The following is a 17,574-nucleotide window of genomic DNA, read 5'->3' on the forward strand; positions in this document are numbered from 1 at the left end:
GACAGCGGCCTACGGGCGCTGCCTCACCCGGTCGACGATCCCCCAGTCCACCACGTGCGACAGCTGGGTGTACTTCTGCTTCCCGGAAGCCGAGATCCGCTCGTCGCGGAAGCCCAGGAACGCGTATGACGCCGGGTCGAAGATCAGGTACTTGCCTTCGTGGGACCAGCGCTCGGTGGAGGCGATCCCCACCCCGGTCCGCCCCGCGGAGTCCTTCACCCCCGGGATCGTCCTGATGCCGGGCACCAGGGCCAGCGCCTCGTACGCCGCGGGGCGCAGTCCCTCGGGCAGCACCGGGTTCTTCAGGAGCTCGCCGAGCAGCCAGTAGGCCTCGAACCGTTCGGACGCGTCGAGATCGCCGACCGACCGGTCGTCGGCGCGGGAGCCGAGCGAGATGATGGCCGAGATGAGCTTCTCCGGGTCCTGGGGCAGCTTCTTCAACTCGCTCCACTTCCGGGGCGGCCACACCCCGCCGCCCTTCCCCTCGGGCTCCTCCCACATCTCGCGGCCCAGTTCCATGCTCAAGGAGGGCTGGGAGACGTCCACCGACTCCCACATCTCGTCGGTGTAGGTCTTGACCTCGCCGGTCTCCTGCTCCGTCTCCTGGATGATCCGCTTCGAGTAGATGAACTGGTCGTCGCGCGGCGCCGCCGGCTCCTTCTCCTGCTCGCGCTCCCACGCCGCCGCCCCGTTCAGCACCGTCGCGGCGGCGTTCTCCAGCCGCGGGGTGCTCGTGCCCGGTGCGCCGCCCTCGCCTGAGCCGTCCGTGCCGGTCAGCACCGCCGTCCCCGTAACCGCCGTGGCGGCCACCGCGCCCGCCGCGAGGCGCAGGGCATGGCGGCGACCGGGGTGGCCGGTGCCGGTGCGCCGGTCCGCGTGGGCCATGGCGTTGAGCAGCTGGTGCCGGGCCCGGTCCCGGGCCGGACCGCTGAACGGAGCCGCGTCCGCGTCCCACTCCCTCAGGAGTTCGAGTTCTTCATTCATGGTCGGATACCTCTCGCAGTGCCGTCGGATCGGATCCGCCCAATGCTTCGCGCAGCTTGCTGCGAGCCCGATGCAGCCGTGATCTGACCGTGCCCACGGGGATACCGAGGGCCTGGGCCGCCTCCTCGTAGCCGAGATCCCCCCAGGCCACCAGCAGCAGCACGTCCCGGTGCCGAGCGGGCAGCGCGGCCAGCGCCGCCGCCAGCTCGCGGCGTACGGCCCGCGCCACCACCCGGTCCGCGGCCCGGTCGGCCAGCGGCTCGTCGTGGTCGACGAGGGCAGGGACCCGGGCCATGGCCTTGAACCGGCGGGCCTCGGCCCGCCGATGCCGGCCGACCAGGTTGGTCGCTATGCCGAACAGCCAGGGCCGGGCGTCGGCGCCCGCGCCGCGGGCCGGGTCGTAGCGATGCCGCTGCTGGAATGCGGTGGTGAAGGTCTCCGCCACCAGGTCATCGGCGATCTCGCCGCCGAGGCGGCGGGCCGCGTAGCGGTGCACGGCGTCGGCGTGCCGGTCGAAGAGCGCGGCGAACGCCTCGGGCTCGTCCCGGGACCGCGCGATCACTGAGGCGTCGCTCTCCGCATCGGCACGCGCGGTGCCGATGCCGACGCCTGGTCCGACGGTCATCGGGGCTCCTCTCGTCCAAGGGACGATGCTCGAACACTTGGGCTTTCACCTGCTCTTCGCCCATCGCGCCGAAGCGGTTCCCTCAGCCCCTCCCGGCGACCACCCCGCCCCCGGCGGTTCCTCCACCTCGTCCCCGCCGGGCCGCATCCGCGCCGCCGGCGTGACGGAAGCCGACCAGCCCCACGGCCCTTACGACAGGGACGAATGCGGCGACACCACGGTCGAGGACGACCTGTCAGGCTTCCTCACGGCCCGGTTCATCGGCCGGCAGATCCTCGCTGTCCGAGAGATCCGCGCCGTGAGCCGGAGCGAACTGTGGCGGACAGGGCCGCTTTGCAGGACAGCGACGGCGCTACCGGTTCCGCTCGGACTCGCGCTGCTGGTAGTCGCGCGGAGACAGACCGTGGAAGCGGGAGAAGGCGGCGCTGAACGTGGGCAGGTGGGCATACCCGATCCTGCGCGCGACGGAGCTGGGCGGCGCGCCCCCGGCGAGCAGGTCGCGGGCGACGCGCATGCGGGCGGCGTAGCGCCAGCGGCCCAGTGTCATACCCGTCTCGTCACGGAAGGCGCGGTGGATCTCGGCACCGACGGCGACACTGTGCGTCGCGCCGGGCTCGCCGATACGGCGCAGGCACTCCAGCGCGACGGCACGCGCCCGCGGATCGTTGGGCATCGGCACCGACAGCGCTTGCTGCGTGGCGACCTGTTCCGCGAACAGGTCGAGGATGTGGCGGGGGTTGTGGCCGTCAGGACGCAGTCCGGAGCGGGCGCTGATCGAGCAGAACATCAAGTAGTCGTCCCACGCGGGCGAGAACCGCACCTGCAGCGGCGCTGTCAGGTGGAGGTCGCCGGTGCTCGCGTTGCCCAGCGGCAGGGAGACCGAGTTCTCGCGGAGGCCGGTGACGTGCTCCATCTCCGCGGGGATCCAGGTCGCCATCCCTCGCTCCCGCTCGTAGCGTTTGTCGCCGATGTCCAGGTACCCGCTGCCTCGGTACATCCAGCTGAGGACGTGGACGTCGTTGGTGTGCGACGGTGTGCTGGCCGCGCGCAGCATCTCGGGCGCGGCGGGTGTGTCCGTCTGGTGCATCATCCGGATCAGGTCGTCGGTCTGCCGTGCCGCCGCCGCCCGTTGCGTCAGCCCGCCGGCGCCAGGTCGGGCCGAAAGCTTCCGTCCGAACTCGTGGGGGGTCAGTCCGAACCGTCCCTTGAAGGCCCGCGTGAGGCCGTTGCGGCTGGCGAAGCCCACTTGGGCGGCCACCCGGTCCACGTCGTAACCGGCGGCGAGGAACTCCACGGCAGCGCCGAGTCGGCAGAGCAGCCGCCACTGCTCGAACGTGAGCCCGGTGTCGGCGAGGAAGTCACGGCGGAGGGTGCGCGCGCTGGAGAGCACCCGCGCAGCCCACTGCTCGACCGTGAGGTCGAGCGCGGGGTCGCGCATCAGTTCCTCGGCGACTGCCCTGGCTCCGAGGGCTCGCGGCATCGCCGGCGATGTGGACCCCTCCGAGCTCGGATTCCACCCGGCCCCGGCGGGCGCCGGCGAGCGCGAGCCAGGACGCCGAAGAAGCTCCTCGATCGCCTCGGGGGAGTATCCGGGGCCGCTGAAGGGAGTGACCTGCAGGTTGAAGAGCTGGATCAACCAGTCCTGCCAGCCGCTGGGAACGTCGAACCGGGTCAGTTCCGACGGCCCCCAGACGCCGACGCCGGCATGGGGCCACAGCGGGAAGGCGACGGTGCCCGGCTCGGTGATGACCTCCCGCTCCGCCCAGCCGTCGGCGGGGATCCAGGCGCCTTCGCCGGCCTCGAGGTGCAGTGCCGGCCCGCCGTCGAGGCGCACCCGCGCCATGCCGGTGCGCACCCAGAGCAGGAGCGGTCGAACGGGCCCGTCCGTTGAACCCCACCGCGCGGTCGGAATGGGCGGCGGGTCGCCGACGCCTACGGCGAACGAGGAGGGAACCACCATGTCCTAACCCTACGGCAGTCTGCGCACACCAATGAAGGTAAGGTTCGCCTAACTTTAGCAGTGCGCGCCCTCCCGATGCCGGTGCGCGACTCCTGCCCTCGAAGCGACCGGAAAGGTCAGTTCTCCGCATGCCCAAAACCTCGCGCCGACTCACCGTGCGCCCACCGACTCTGCGTGAGGTCGAGGTGGTCCGGACCGCCGACATCACCCCGGGGATGCGGCGGGTCACGCTGAGCGGCGAACAGTTGCGTGCGTTCACCGCTGCGGACGGCCTCGTGCGGCCGGCCTTCGACTCCCCGGGCTTCGACGACGACCTCGCGTTCTACTTCCCGTACCCGGGTCAGCGTGATCCGGTGCTGCCGGTCCAGGGCGAGGCGAAGTTGATCGTGCCCAAGGATCCGCGACCGCTGTCGAGGGTCTACACCGTCCGCCGGTGGGACCCCGAGGCCGGCGAGCTGGACGTGGACTTTGTCAGGCACGGGGTGGGCGCGGGAACGACATGGGCCTGTCGAGCCCAGCCGGGTGACCGGATCCACCTCAGCGGCCCGAGCACGTCCAAAGCGTTCCCGTCCGGCGCCGACTGGTGGCTCGTGGCCGGCGACGACACCGCACTCCCCGCGATCGGCCGCCTGCTCGACGAGCTCCCGCCCGACGCCCGGGCGCAGGTGTTCATCGAGATCGCCGATGACGCCCACCGCCAGGAGCTGCGCGAGCTGCCCGGGGTCGACGTGACGTGGCTGGTCCGCTCCGGCGCGACGGCCGGGACCGCGTCGCTGCTCACCGAGACCGTCCGCGGTGCGCAGTGGTGGTCGGGCCAGGCGTTCGCGTGGCTGGCCGGCGAGCACACGGCCGTACGGGACATCCGCCGGCACCTGGTCGAGGACCGTGGCATGCCCAAGGAGGACATCGACTTCGCCGGCTACTGGCGTCGCTCCGAGGTCGTCGTACTGGAGGGCGACGGGGCGGTACCCGACCCGGAGCGGACGGTCACCCCGTTCCAGAAGCTCCACGACCTGACCGAGCTTGTCGCGCCGATCGCGATCCGCACCGCCGTCGAGCTGGGCGTTCCCGACCTGGTCTCCCGCGGCGTGACCGGCGTGACCGAGTTGGCCGCCAAGGTCGGCGCCGACGAGCGCGCTCTGGGCAAGCTGCTGCGTTACCTGCACACCCTGGACGTGGTGACCGAGACGAAGCCGTGTCACTACGCCCTGACGCCGGTCGGCGACGTCCTCACTCTCGAGTTCATCGCCGACCGGCTCCACCCCGCCGGGGTGGTCGGTCGCGAGATGCTCGGGATCCACGGCCTCACGGAGTCGGTTCGCACCGGCCGGCCCGCCTACGCCTCGGTCACCGGCCAGACCTTCGACGACGTGCGAGCCGAGCAGGACTACGAGGACCGTCACCTGGAGCGCCTGGCGAAGTTCCAGCCCGCACTGGCCGAACCGATCGCCACGTCCGACCTGCTCGCCGGAGTCCAGCACCTGGTGATCCACTCCGGAGGCGCCGGCGCCCACGCCCGTGAGTACGTCGCGGCCCACGAAAGCCTGCGCGTGACGATCTGCGCCCTGCCTGCCCAGGCCGACTGGCTGCGCCGCGACCTGCCCGCCACGATTCCCGACGATCAGCAACGCGCGCGGGTCGGCGTGCTGGAGCAGTCCGTCTTCGAGCCCTGCCCGGCAGCCGACGCCGTGCTCATCTGCCGTGCCTTCAAGACCCTGCCCGACGCCGACGCCGCTCACGCGCTGCGCCGGGCAGCCGAGAACCTCGCCCCCGGCGGACGGGTGCTCCTCATCGAGGAGGTCTTCGACACCGACGAGCTCGACGAGCACGACGGCGAGGAGGACCTGATCCGCCTGGTCTGCCACGGCTCCGGCCTTCGCACCGCAGCGGAGCTGGACGCCGTCATCGCCCGGGCCGGCCTCACCCGCAGGTCGGCGCGCACCGTCGGCCTGGGCGTCACCGTCCATGAGCTCCTCCGCTCCACCGCCGCCTGAACCCCTCCACCCCGAGAAGAAGAGAACGCCCATGAGCAACACGCCCCTGACGAGACGCGGCGCAGCCCTCGCTGCCGCACTGATGAGCGCGTCGCTCGTCCTCACCGCCTGCGGCAGTGACGGCGACGACACCGGCGACAAGGCCACCGAGGCCCGCGGCGGCAAGGCTGCCGGAACCCACAGCGTGAAGGCCGAGAACGGCACCGTCGAGATTCCCGTCGACCCCCGGCGAATCGTCACGATCGGCAACACGAACCTCCCGTTCATCGATCTGGGTGGCAAGCCGGTGGGAGTCACCGAGGCGTCCGAGTCCGACCTCGACGTGCTGCCGGAGGAACAGCGGACCGCGTACGAGGCAGCCGAGATCGTCGGCAGCGACGGTGGCGAGGTGGACCTCGAGAAGCTCGCCGCCCTCGAACCGGACCTCATCCTGGTCCAGTTCCACTCCAACGACTGGGACAAGGTCGGCAAGAAGCTCCAGGCGATCGCCCCGACCGTGTACTGGGGGCTCGACACCGAGTGGAAGGCCTTCGCCGACGCCATCGCGGAGGCCGGCAACGTCACGGATGCGCTCAGCCGGCAGAAGGCCGAGTTCGACGAGAAGGTCACCAAGATCCAGGAGACCTACGGCAAGGTCATCGACAGCACCTCGTTCGTCGACGTCTCCCGCGGGGACTGGAGCGATCCCGGAACGTTCTACATCGCGGACATCGGTTGCTCCGAGATCGCCCGGGACGACATCGGCCTGGACCTCCCCGAGGCGGCCGAGGGCGAGGACCCCCTGGCCTACGAGTCCCTGCCGTTCGAGCAGATCGGTGAGCTGTCCGAGTACGACGTGGTCACCTACCCGGTCGACGCCGACGGCCGGCCGACAGAGCCCTTCGTGCCGGTGGTCGAGACCAACACCTGGAAGGCACTCCCCGCCGTGAGCTCCGGTCGAGCGCTGGGAGTCTTCTGCCCCGGCAACAACTCCTACGGGCCCGTCATCCAGTACCTGGACTCGCTCGGCAGCGCACTGGCGACCCTCCCCGGCAAGCAGTGACAGCCCTCGTCCTGCGGCAGGACGGTCCGGGCACCGAGACGGTGCCCGGACCGCCTCGCCGTCTGCTCGGCCTGGTCGTCGCGCTGGTGGTACTGGTGGTCCTGCTGGTGCTGAGCGTCATGATCGGTTCGACGGCGATCGGACCGTCGGTGGTGTGGGACGCGCTGTTCCACTCCTCGGCCGGCATCGACCAGTTCGCGATCCGCGACTTCCGGCTGCCGCGCACGGTCGTGGGTCTGGTCGTCGGTGTCGCCCTCGGTCTGTCGGGCGCGTTGATCCAGGCGCTCACCCGCAATCCGTTGGCCGATCCGGGTGTCCTCGGCGTCCATGCCGGTGCGTCCTTCGCGGTGACGGTCGCCGTGGGTCTGCTCGGCGTCCGTGACGCCCAGGGCTACATGTGGTTCGCGTTCGCGGGGGCACTGGTCGTCACGCTCCTGGTGCTCGCCTTCGGGTCGACACGGCAGGGCTCCTCGCCGGTGGTCATGGTGCTCGCCGGGGTCTGCGTCGGCGCCGTCCTCGGCGGTGCCAGGGAGGCGCTCCAGCTGACCGACCCGGACGCCTTCGACGCGATGCGGAACTGGAACGCCGGGTCGATCGCGGGTCGTCCGCTCGAGGTCGTGTGGCCGATCCTGCCGTTCCTCGCGGTGGCACTCGTCCTGGCCTTCGCGGTGTCGGGCCCGCTCAACGCTCTGGCTCTGGGCGACGAGCTGGCGGTCGCCCAAGGGGTCCGCCTGGTACACACCCGTGTTCTCGCGGTGATCGCACTCACGCTCCTTGCCGGTGGCGCCACCGCGATCGCCGGACCCATCGGATTCGTCGGACTCATGGTGCCGCACGTGGCCCGCTGGATCGTCGGCCCGCACCAGCGCTGGATCTTCGCCTACAGCGTCCTCCTCGCCCCGAGCCTGCTGCTGGTGTCCGACATCCTCGGCCGCATCGTGATGCGTCCCGGCGAGATCCCCGTGGGTATCGTCACCGCCTTCGTCGGCGCCCCCGTTCTCGTCGCGCTGGTGCGGCGGAAGAAGTCGAGCGGACTATGAGCATGCACATTCCACGGGTGGACTTCGGGCGGCGTGTGCTGGTGCTGCGGCGCCGGCGGATCGCGGTACGGCTCCAGTGGCGCTCGGTCGTCGTCTGCGCGGTGCTCGCGGTCGCGATCGCCTGTACGGCGGTGCTCGCGCTGATGACCGGCTCGTACGCGCTGAGTCCCGGGCAGGTGCTCTCCGCGCTGACCGGCGGGGAGACCGGCATCGTCCACGAAGTCGTGGTCGAGTGGCGGCTGCCCCGGGTGGCCGCGGCGCTGGTGTTCGGCGCCGCGCTGGGTGTGAGCGGGGCCGTCTTCCAGTCACTGATGCGCAACCCCCTCGCCGACCCCGGCATCGTCGGGTTCTCCCAGGGCTCCTACACCGGCGCACTGATCGTGATCTTGGTCGTCGACGGCACCTACGTGCAGTTGGTCGGCGGGGCGTTGCTGGGCGGGGTGGCCACCGCCGTGGCCGTGTACGTGCTCGCCCACCGACGAGGGGTGCAGGGGTTCCGGCTGATCGTCGTCGGCATCGGCGTCTCGGCGATGCTCGGGTCGCTCAACACCTGGCTGATCCTCAAGGCCGACCTGGACCAGGCGATGTCCGCGGCCGCGTGGGGTGCCGGGTCGCTCAACGGCGTGTCCTGGACCCAGGTCGTCGTAGGCGGCGCCTGCATCGCCGGACTCCTGCTGCTGGCCGGGATGTTGAGCCGGCCGATGCGGCAGATGGAGCTGGGTGACGACGCGGCCGCCTCGCACGGGGTACGGGTCTCGCCCGCACGCCTCGGCCTGATCCTGGTGGGAGTGGCGCTGACGGCGACGGTCACGGCCGCGTCGGGGCCGATCGCGTTCATCTCCCTGGTCGCCCCGCAGATCGGACGCCGGCTCGCCCGCACCGCCGGGATCACCCTCGCCCCCGCCGCCTTCGTCGGCGCGCTGCTGTGCCTGGCGTCGGACCACCTCGCCCAGCACGTCGCCCCCACCCCGCTGCCGGTCGGCGTCATCACCGTCGTGCTCGGCGGCGGCTACCTCGGACACCTGCTGTACACCGAAGCCAGGAGACGCCTGTGAGCGCACCCCCGGCCGACCGCGCGCGCCTCCGTGTGGAGTCGGCGACGATCGGCTACGACAAGCGGATCATCTCCGAGCACCTTTCGGTGGCGATCCCCGACGAGTCGTTCACGGTCATCGTCGGCCCGAACGCGTGCGGCAAGTCCACCCTGCTGCGCAGCCTGACCCGACTGCGGAAGCCGTCGGCCGGGCAGGTCGTCCTCGACGGCGCCGACATCAACTCCTACAGGACCAAAGAGGTGGCGCGGCGGGTCGGGCTGCTGCCGCAGACCTCGATCGCCCCGGACGGGATCACCGTCGCCGACCTCGTGGCCCGGGGACGGTACCCCCACCAGGGGTTCATCCGGCAGTGGACCGAGGACGACGAGCGGGCCGTGCTCAGGGCGATGCACCAGACCTCGGTCGCAGACCTGTCCGGGCGCCTGGTGGACGAGCTGTCGGGCGGGCAGCGCCAGCGCGTGTGGATGGCGATGGCGCTCGCGCAGCACACCGACATCATGCTGCTCGACGAACCGACCACCTTCCTCGACATCACCCACCAGATCGAGCTGTTGGAGCTGTTCACCGACCTTCACCACGCCGGCCACACCCTGGTCGCCGTCCTGCACGACCTGAACCACGCCGCCCGCTACGGCACCCACCTGATCGCCATGAAGGACGGCGTCGTGGTCGCCGAGGGCACCCCGGACGAGGTCGTCACGGCCGAGCTGGTCGAGGAGGTGTTCGGCCTGCGCTGCCTGGTGGTGCCCGATCCGGTGGCCGGCAGCCCCCAAGTGGTGCCGCTCGGCCGTGAACGAAACCGACAGAGGTCCGCCGACCACACCGGCGTGGAGCGTGCGAAGAATGGCTGATCCGTTGGTCGAGAAGCTGGCGACCGGTGAGTGGAGCCCGGACAGGTTCAGACGACACCTCGAGGAGACGGGTGCACCGCTCGTCGAGCGGGTCTCCGCGGACGAGGTGGAGGTGACCTTCGTCGACGAGCCCGGAGACGACACGACGGTCACCCTCGCGGTGGTGATCGGCCCCAGAGCCGGATTCAACCCGATCGACACGGAGTTCACCCCGGTGGCGGGGACGCCGTTCCGCGTTCTCACCCTGCGCATGGGTGCCGACCTGCGCTTCTCGTACGTGTTCGCACGACGCGGGCCGACGGGTGAGGGCGAACGGGTCGCGGACCCGTTCAACCCGCCACCGAGGTTCTCGGAGTGCTCGGTGGAGCGGTTCTCCGGGGCCTCGGTCGCAGTGCTGCCCGACGCGGAGCCGTTGCCCTGGCTCGACCGGGCCGAAGCGCGGCCGGCCCCGGCGGTGGAGGCTGCCGTGCTGGCCGGCGAGCTCCTGGGAGGCGAACGCCGCATCTGGGTCTCGATGCCCCCGGGAGAGTTCCCGGAAGAGAGCGCACTGCCCTTCGTGATCCACCTGGACGGGACGCCGGACCACAGCGCGCCGAGCGTTCGTGACGCCCTGGTCCGGGCGGGACTGCTTCGCCCCTGCGTGGTGGTCCTCGTCGGTCAGCCCGCACCGCGGCGCGACAAGGAGCTGCTCTGCAACCCGGCGTTCTCCCGGATGCTGGTCCAGGAACTCCTGCCGTGGCTCCACCACCGGTATCCGCTCTCACGGGACCCCCGTGACGTCGCGCTGGCCGGCGAGAGCTTCGGCGGTCTGTGCGCCGGCTGGACAGCGCTCCACCACCCGACGACGTTCGGCAACGCCATCCTCCAGTCCCCTTCGTGCGGGTACCACCCCGACCTCAGGTGGGGCACCGGGTCAGGTGAGCTGCTGCGCCGCACCCCCGTACCCACACTGATCGCCGAATACCTGGCCGCGGAAACGGCACCGCTCCGCGTCTTCCACGACGTCGGCGAGCTGGAGAGCTCGAACACCCACAGCCGCTGGCTGGACCACGTGCTCACCGCAAAGGGCTACGACACCCTCTACAGAGAGTTCGCCGGCGGACACGACTACGCATGGTGGCGAGGAATCTTCGCCGATGCGCTGCTCTGGTGCTTCCCGCCCACGAGCGGGGATCGGAGCCAGGCATGAGGAACTCCTCGCGTTTCCCCGGCGCCGACCCCGCAGGACTGGGGCGAGGACCGCTGACCCGCCGGCTGCCGGTATTCCTGCTCGCTCCCGCCGAGCCGCTCGGTACTCGGCCGTTCGAGTCCGGGCCGGGGACCACCCCGGGCCGGTTCCTGCGGCGCGTGATCTTCTCGGTGCGGCGAGTCAGCGTTCCCGCGGCGCTGCTGGCGATCGCGTGGCAGGTGGGCGAGTCCGCGGTCCCGGTGGTGATGGGACTCGCGATCGACCGGGCCCTCGCGACCGGGGACGAGGGACAGCTGGCCCTGTGGCTCGGCGTGCTGGTGGCCCTCTACATCGCGCTGACGTCGGCGGCGAGGCTCTCGCTGCGCCTCACCGCCCATGCGGTGCAGGTACTGCAGCACCGGCTCCGTGCCACCCTCTCCACGGGCGTGCTGCACCCGGTCGGCGGCACCGGCCGTGCGCCGGACGGCAACGTGGTCTCGGTGATGACGAACGACGTCGCGCGCCTGTCCAACGCCGTCATCCTGACGATCATCCCCGTCTCGAGGATCACCGCCATCGGATTCATCGCGGTGTCGCTGCTGGCGACGCACCGGCTGCTCGGACTCGTGGTGCTGTTCGGGGCGCCGGTCGCGGTCTGGTCGATGGGCATGCTCAGCGAGCGGCTCTCCCGGGACACCCGCGAGTACCAGGAGCTGCTGGCCTCCACGGTCGGACAGGCCACGGACCTGGTCGCCGGCTACCGGGTGATCAAAGGGATGCGTGCCGAGGCCGAGGCGACCGGCCGGTACCGGCAGGCAAGCCAGAGAACCCTTGCCGGTGCCACGCGCAACGCGGGCCTGCTGGGGAGGTTCCTCATGGGCTCGGGCGTGCTCAGCGGCACCTTCGTCGCCGCAGTGGTGGGGCTGGCGGGCTGGTTCGCCCTCGACGGACAGCTCAGCGTCGGCGGGCTGATCACCGCCGTCGGCCTCGCCCAGGCACTGCTGCCGCAGATCCAGGCGATCGCGAGCACGTCCATCCCCAACCTGGCCGGCGCACGCGCCTCGTCCGTGCGTGTCCTCGACGTGCTGCGGGACGACGCGAAGCCGACGGCCGGGCCCGATGACGCGACCCGGCGGGAGGTCACCGCGCTGCCGGAGCTGGACGTGGTCGTGCCGAGCACCTCCGGGCCCGGCGTGACGATCCGGGTCGAGCCCGGCAAGCTCGTGGGCGTGCGCGCCGACGACCGGACCGCCGCCCGTATCGTCGAGGCGCTGCTCGACCCGCGGGCCGAAGGAGGGATCGAGGCGCGGCTCGACGGGGTCGCGGCGCGGAAGCTGTCCCCGCTCGAGTACCGCTCCCGGGTCACCGTCGCGCCGCACCGCGCCACCCTCTTCAGCGGCACCCTCCGCGACAACGTCGCCCTGATCCCGGGCGCGCCCGAGCGCGTGGACGCCGCGGTGCGCGCCGCCGCTTGCGACGACTTCGCGGCCGACCTCGACGTCCCGGTCGGCGAGGGCGGCAACCGGCTCTCGGGCGGCCAGCGCCAGCGGATCGCGCTCGCCCGCGCCCTGGCGAGCGACGCGCCGGTGCTCGTGCTGCACGACCCGACCACCGCGGTCGACTCGGTCACCGAGCACACGATCGCGGGCCGGCTGCGCGGTGTCCGGGCAGGCCGCTCGACGCTGCTGATCGCCTCGACCCCGGCACTGCTCGCAGCCTGCGACCGCGTCGTCGAACTGCCTGACGACGCACCTACGACCTCGAGGACGGCGCAATGAGCGGCACCTCCACCATGCCCGGGACAGCGGCTCCCGATTCCGGGCTGCCCGTCGCGAGCGGCCGCGAGACGGTCCGGGAGGTGTGGCGGCTCAGCCACGGGTACCGGCTCCGGCTCGCCGTAACCGGGATGCTGGGGATCGTCAGCACCGGCGCCGACCTGATCGTTTCCGTCGCGATCGGACACCTCGTCGACCACGTGCAGGCCGGCACCGCGGACCTCCCCACAGTGCTGACGGTCACGGCCGTCATGACGCTCTCGGCAGTCCTCGGTGCCGGGGGCACCGCGCTGACGATCGTGCTCGCCACCCGCGTCTACCACTCCGTCCTCGCCGCGCTGCGCGAGCAGCTCGTGAGCCGTGCCATGACCCTCCCACAGCACCTCGTCGAGCGCGCCGGCACCGGAGACCTGATATCCCGGTCCAGCGACGACGTCACCGCGGTCGCCGACGCCGCCCCCGCCGTGATCCCGGCGCTCACCGTCACCGCCTTCACCATCGTCGTGTCGCTGGGCGGGCTCGCGGCACTGGAATGGCCCTACGCGGCCGCCTGCGCCGTCGTGCTGCCGGTCTACGTGCTGGCCGTGCGGTGGTACCTGCGCACCGGACCAGGGGTCTACCGCGCCGAGCGCACGGCGATGAGCGCGCGTGCCCAGCAGATCCTCGAGTCCCAGCGCGGCCACGCCACCGTGCTCGGCTTCGGGCTCGCCGAGCAACGACACCAAGCCGTGATGACGGACTCCTGGCGCGTCGCGAGGCAGTCGCTCCGCGCACGCACCGTGCTGAGCATGCTCAATGCCCGGCTCAACCTCGGGGAGTGCCTGAGCCTGGCCGCTGTACTCGTCGTCGGCTTCGTCCTGATCGACCACGACGCATCGACCGTCGGCGGCGCCACCACCGCCATGCTGCTCGTGCTACGCCTGCTCGGACCGGTCAACCAGCTGCTGCTGGTCATCGACACCCTCCAGTCCGCCCTCGCATCGCTGAGCCGCATGATCGGGGTCGTCACGATTCCGTTCAGCCCGTCGGACGTCCCGGCGCGGGCCGCGAGCACCGCCGTACAACTCGACGAGGTCTCATTCCGTTACGGCGAGGGGCCACGCGTACTCGACGACATCACCCTCACCATTCCGTCCGGTCAGCGCGTCGCCGTCGTCGGCGTGTCCGGGGCAGGCAAGACCACGCTCGCCGGCGTCGTCGCAGGCACCCACCTGCCTGAGGCCGGGAGGGTGACCCGCCCCAGCCGTACCGCGATGATCACCCAGGAGGTCCACGTCTTCACGGGCACCCTGCGCGACAACCTCACCCTCGCCGCACCCGGGGCCACCGACCGCGACCTCCACGCAGCGCTGGAGGCCACCGGCGCCGCATCCCTCCTCGATGTCCTCCCCGACCGGATGGACGCCCCGCTAGGTGTCGGCGGACACCCGCTCACCGACGCACAGGCGCAGCAACTCGCCCTCGCCCGCCTGCTGCTCGCCGACGCCGATCTGGTGATCCTTGACGAAGCGACCGCCGAGGCCGGTTCCGCCTACGCCGGGCAGCTCGACCGCGCTGCTGATGCTGTCCTCGCCGGGCGCACCGCAGTTGTGGTCGCGCACCGTCTCTCCCAAGCAGCGGCCTGCGACCGGATCATGGTGATGGAGCGCGGCCGGATCATCGAGACCGGCACCCACGGAGAGCTGGTCGACGCCGGTGGTGTGTACGCCGCGCTGTGGACGGCCTGGGAGGCCGCTCGGTGACAACAGCATCACCAGGCCTGGACGCGCCGCAGTCCGCGGAGCTTGTCGGCCTGGGCGAGTCGGCCGGCCTCGAGGTTGCCGGGCCGGGCCTGCAGCCTCCGGGCGAGCCCGCGTGACGAGACATGGCTTCGGTCGGTGTCCGCGCGGCGCTGGTTCATGTACCTGTGCAGGAGGTGCAGGCAGCCGGTGAAGCCCTGATGCCGGGCACCCGGCGATGGCAGAGACGGGCACGACCACAGCGTTCACGCGTCCACAAGCTTCCTGCAAGGTTTCGTCAAGCCATCAACTGCCATGGTGACTCCCGCAAGCTGCACCAGAAGGAGGAAGAGCATGCAACTCGGAATCTGGAAGCGCACGTTCGTCAGTGCGGCCGTATCCGTGGGGATCGCCGTCGGTACCCTCGCAGGCGCGAACGCCACCGCCACTGCGGCTCCGGCAGACACCACGTCGACCATCACCTCCGAGATCACCCCGCTGGCCACCCAGAACCTCGGGCTGAGCACCAGACAGGCCAAGGGCATCCAGCGCCGGCTCAAGGAGTTCGGGTACAACCCCGGAACCATCGACGGCTACCTGGGCACGAACAGCTGGAAGGCCTTGCAGACCGCCTTTCGGGACGGCGGCTTGTACACGGATGCCATCGACGGGATCGTCGGGCCCAACACCATCAAGGCGCTGCAGCGCGCGATGAAGGATGCCTGGAACTACACCGGCCCGATCGACGGCATTGCCGGGGACGGTACCCGGGCCGCCTTCGCACGCTTCGCCAACTGGTGCGTCGACCTGTACGGCTACTGATCCGCCTCCCGCGGCCGAGCCTGATCCGCGCCCCTGAGGACTGCTGGGCCGCCCCTCTCCACAAAGGGGCGGCCCAGTCCGTCCGTGAGCACCAAGACCTCGCCGACGCCTTTCCGGGCAGGGACGGCAGCCTCGGAGCCGGTAACACGATCACCCAACGCTCGCCGTCGGCTACCGCGTTCATGCCGTCGAGGACGCGTGCCCCGATCCCTCGCTCCCATCTGCCGGGCCGACCTGCGGCACCGGGAGATGACGACGACCAGGACGAACCCGCGGGATGCCGCACACCTCGTGGCAGCTCACGGCTCAGCGTGGTGCTTCCGTGCGCAGCCGGGCCAGGACGTGTCCGTCCGGCGCGAGCGCCGTGACGGTGAGTGTGGCGTCCTGAGGCACGCCGTCGAGGAACGCGTGGTAGGCGCCCCAGCCCGGGTCGCCCTGCAGGACGAGCAGCTGGGCCTCGTGCGGCGTGCCGTTGCCGACCTGTATCACCAGCCGGGCGGGTGGGGTGCGGGTGCGGAAGGCGCCCGTGCACACCACTCCCTGCGCCACCGTGCTCGTGCCGGAGCTGATGCCGCCGAGGTTCAGGCTGTCGCCGCCCGCGTGGGCCCGGGCGAGCTCGATGGGCCGGGTCAGGTCGCCCTGGCCGACGACGTAGCTCTGCCGTCCTTCCGGCAGCAGCGCCATCCGCAGGCCGTGCCCGATCGGCACCTGTTCATAGGCCCGCACCCTCTGGGCACCCTGCTGCGGTGGGGAACTGGTCGGTGGCGGGCTGGGCATGGCGGTGGCGGGTGGCACCGGTGCGGTCCCGTCGTGCGTGCCTTGCCCGGTGAGCGCCCCGAGGGTCGTGGCCGCCACCAGCGCGGCGGCCCAGGCGCCGCCTGCCCGGGCGCGGCGGCGACGGCTCAGGACCCGGCCACGCCGCATCACTGCGTCGACGGGGGCCGGGCTCATGGGGAAGGCGTCGGCCGCGCGGTGGAGCGCCTGGGCGAGCCGCCTGTCGTCCTCGTTCACCGGCGGACCTCCTCCCGCACGGCCTCGCTGCGCTCCAGAGGGACGGGTCCGCCGTCGCGTCCGGTCACAGCCGGCTCGGCGCGGAGCTTGCGCAGGGCACGGGCGGCATGGCTGCGCACCGTGCCCACCCGCGTCCCCAGGAGTGCGGCGACCTCGCTCTCACTGCGGTCCTCCAGGTAGCGCAGGACGACGACCGCCCGCTGCCGCTGCGGAAGCCGGGCCAGAGCCGCCATGAGCGCGGAATGCTCGGTGATCGAGTCGGCCCTTTCCGATGCGGCCGCCTCGGGGAAGCGGTTGGTCAGCCACTCCCGGGCCCGTGGCACGCGCAGCCGGTCCCGGTTGGCGTTGATCATGATGCGCCAGACATAGGCGTCGGGATCGTCGCTGCGCCTCACCCGTTCCCATCGGGCATACGCCTTCGCCAGGGCCGTCTGCACCAAGTCCTCCGCGTCGTGGTGGTGTCCGGTGAGCAGGTGAGCGGTCCTGAGCATCCGGTGCCAGCGGCTGACCATGAATGCCCCGAACTCCGCTTCCGCGTCGGTCTTCACTCGGGTCCTCTGTTCGCCGTGTCCGGCCCCCGTCCGCCGCACTGCCCCGGTGCGAGGGTGCACCGGGACAGCACGGAAGGCTCCGGCCACGGGGTCTGCGGTCGCTGTCAGCGTCCGGCCGGGAACGTGTCGAACGCCAGGGTCGCCAGGACCTCGCCGTCAGGGCCGTACGCGGTGACCGTGACGGTTCCCTGCGGGGCCCCCGATCCGGCGGCGTCGAGGTAGTAGGTCCCCCAGCCCGGTCTGCCGGGCAGGCTCAGCACGCCCGCGTCCCGTTCGGCGCCGTCAGCCGTGCGGACGGTTATCCGGGAAGGCGGGGTGCTGGTGCGCCACGCGCCCGTGTACAGCACGTCGGCCCCGTCGACGGTGGTGCCGCCGCTGAGGCTCTCGGGCCGGATGTCGTCGCCCACCATCTCCCGGGCCTGCTCGACCGCTTCACGCACGTCCGTCCAGGCCACGACGTAGTTCTGCCGCCCCTCGGGCAGCAGGGCCATGACGGCGCCCTGCCCGATGCTCACCGGCTGGTACGCCCGCACGATTCGCGGCCCCGGGGCCGTCGTCGCACGGTCAGGGGCCTTCGCCGGTGCCGCCGCGTCCACGGTCGCCAGCACCTGGGCGGCATGCCCGGCCGTCCGCTCCACGGCCACGGCCGCACCGGCACCGCCCGCCAGCACCACGGCCGCGGCGCCCATCGTGGCGAGCCGCCTCCATCCGCTCCTGATCTCCATCTGACTCCTCCTGCGAGTCCCAGTGATGCGTCTGTCGAACTCCTTGCACCACTCAGACGGACACAGGGCCGCACATCTATGTCCTGCCGGGCGACTTTCCCGTGAGGGGTGACCAACGGTCCCCGAGTTCGGGTCGCCGAGGCCCTCACCGACCTGGAACTTCCGGGCGAAGAAAGCCCCTTGGCGACCCGCTCCCGCATCGACGCCCGCACCGTCGAACTGCCGCCGGCTTCGCCCGCGACGTCCGCACCCG

15 protein-coding genes and 1 pseudogene are annotated in these 17,574 nt (G+C 71.6%); 9 read left to right on the forward strand and 7 right to left on the reverse strand.

Annotated elements, in window-relative coordinates; translation table 11 throughout:
* Window positions 1-9: 9 nt before the first annotated feature.
* The 3 genes from GBN72_RS07810 to GBN72_RS07820 form a co-directional block, all read right to left on the reverse strand.
* Complete coding sequence (locus GBN72_RS07810) at window positions 10-984, reverse strand: CU044_5270 family protein (RefSeq protein ID WP_151770819.1); 975 nt, start codon at window positions 982-984, stop codon at window positions 10-12.
* Complete coding sequence (locus GBN72_RS07815; RefSeq protein ID WP_151770820.1) at window positions 977-1,609, reverse strand: RNA polymerase sigma factor; 633 nt, start codon at window positions 1,607-1,609, stop codon at window positions 977-979. Before GBN72_RS07815 ends, GBN72_RS07810 begins: the two co-directional genes overlap by 8 nt.
* A 352-nt stretch (window positions 1,610-1,961) precedes the next feature.
* Window positions 1,962-3,569 (reverse strand): AraC family transcriptional regulator, encoded by a 1,608-nt coding sequence (locus GBN72_RS07820; RefSeq protein ID WP_246212309.1) that lies wholly within the window; start codon window positions 3,567-3,569, stop codon window positions 1,962-1,964.
* Window positions 3,570-3,697: 128 nt separating this feature from the next.
* On the opposite strand from GBN72_RS07820, the gene GBN72_RS07825 reads away from it, so the two are divergent.
* The 8 genes from GBN72_RS07825 to GBN72_RS07860 are packed head-to-tail and all read left to right on the forward strand — an operon-like array spanning window position 3,698 to window position 14,236.
* Window positions 3,698-5,563: a siderophore-interacting protein gene (locus GBN72_RS07825; protein WP_151770821.1), complete on the forward strand. Its 1,866-nt coding sequence runs from the start codon at window positions 3,698-3,700 to the stop codon at window positions 5,561-5,563.
* A gap of 31 nt (window positions 5,564-5,594) precedes the next feature.
* The gene (locus GBN72_RS07830; protein WP_164540445.1) at window positions 5,595-6,605 is read left to right on the forward strand and encodes an ABC transporter substrate-binding protein; all 1,011 of its coding nucleotides are present in this window, start codon (window positions 5,595-5,597) and stop codon (window positions 6,603-6,605) included.
* Window positions 6,602-7,645, forward strand: coding sequence for a FecCD family ABC transporter permease (locus GBN72_RS07835; protein ID WP_218042021.1), 1,044 nt, complete (start codon window positions 6,602-6,604; stop codon window positions 7,643-7,645). The genes GBN72_RS07830 and GBN72_RS07835 overlap by 4 nt, the downstream gene beginning before the upstream one ends.
* Entirely contained in the window at window positions 7,642-8,700 is a 1,059-nt protein-coding gene (locus tag GBN72_RS07840; RefSeq protein WP_151770822.1) for a FecCD family ABC transporter permease, read from the forward strand. The genes GBN72_RS07835 and GBN72_RS07840 overlap by 4 nt, the downstream gene beginning before the upstream one ends.
* A complete protein-coding gene (locus GBN72_RS07845) occupies window positions 8,697-9,551 on the forward strand; it encodes an ABC transporter ATP-binding protein (protein WP_151770823.1) in 855 nt (284 codons plus the stop codon). Before GBN72_RS07840 ends, GBN72_RS07845 begins: the two co-directional genes overlap by 4 nt.
* Window positions 9,544-10,740 (forward strand): alpha/beta hydrolase, encoded by a 1,197-nt coding sequence (locus GBN72_RS07850; protein WP_151770824.1) that lies wholly within the window; start codon window positions 9,544-9,546, stop codon window positions 10,738-10,740. The genes GBN72_RS07845 and GBN72_RS07850 overlap by 8 nt, the downstream gene beginning before the upstream one ends.
* Window positions 10,737-12,497 carry an ABC transporter transmembrane domain-containing protein gene (locus GBN72_RS07855; protein ID WP_151770825.1) on the forward strand — a complete coding sequence of 587 codons (1,761 nt, stop codon included), beginning with the start codon at window positions 10,737-10,739 and terminating at the stop codon, window positions 12,495-12,497. The genes GBN72_RS07850 and GBN72_RS07855 overlap by 4 nt, the downstream gene beginning before the upstream one ends.
* A complete protein-coding gene (locus tag GBN72_RS07860; RefSeq protein WP_246212310.1) occupies window positions 12,494-14,236 on the forward strand; it encodes an ABC transporter ATP-binding protein in 1,743 nt (580 codons plus the stop codon). Before GBN72_RS07855 ends, GBN72_RS07860 begins: the two co-directional genes overlap by 4 nt.
* A 38-nt stretch (window positions 14,237-14,274) precedes the next feature.
* Here GBN72_RS07860 and GBN72_RS34025 read toward each other — a convergent pair.
* Window positions 14,275-14,430: pseudogene (locus GBN72_RS34025) on the reverse strand (ISL3 family transposase); the annotation flags it as partial.
* A 136-nt stretch (window positions 14,431-14,566) separates the two neighbouring features.
* Between GBN72_RS34025 and GBN72_RS07865 the strand changes: the two are divergent.
* Complete coding sequence (locus GBN72_RS07865) at window positions 14,567-15,034, forward strand: peptidoglycan-binding domain-containing protein (RefSeq protein WP_151770826.1); 468 nt, start codon at window positions 14,567-14,569, stop codon at window positions 15,032-15,034.
* Window positions 15,035-15,340: 306 nt separating this feature from the next.
* Here the strand turns inward: GBN72_RS07865 and GBN72_RS07870 are convergent, their stop codons facing one another.
* The 3 genes from GBN72_RS07870 to GBN72_RS07880 form a co-directional block, all read right to left on the reverse strand.
* Window positions 15,341-16,045, reverse strand: a complete 705-nt coding sequence (locus GBN72_RS07870) for a hypothetical protein (RefSeq protein ID WP_151770827.1) — start codon at window positions 16,043-16,045, stop codon at window positions 15,341-15,343.
* Entirely contained in the window at window positions 16,042-16,593 is a 552-nt protein-coding gene (locus GBN72_RS07875) for a SigE family RNA polymerase sigma factor (protein WP_151770828.1), read from the reverse strand. The genes GBN72_RS07870 and GBN72_RS07875 overlap by 4 nt, the downstream gene beginning before the upstream one ends.
* A gap of 107 nt (window positions 16,594-16,700) precedes the next feature.
* Window positions 16,701-17,321: a hypothetical protein gene (locus GBN72_RS07880; RefSeq protein WP_151770829.1), complete on the reverse strand. Its 621-nt coding sequence runs from the start codon at window positions 17,319-17,321 to the stop codon at window positions 16,701-16,703.
* Between the last annotated feature and the right edge of the window lie 253 nt (window positions 17,322-17,574).

Source organism: Streptomyces abyssomicinicus (assembly GCF_008974245.1).
GTDB classification, from domain to species: domain Bacteria; phylum Actinomycetota; class Actinomycetes; order Streptomycetales; family Streptomycetaceae; genus Streptomyces; species Streptomyces abyssomicinicus.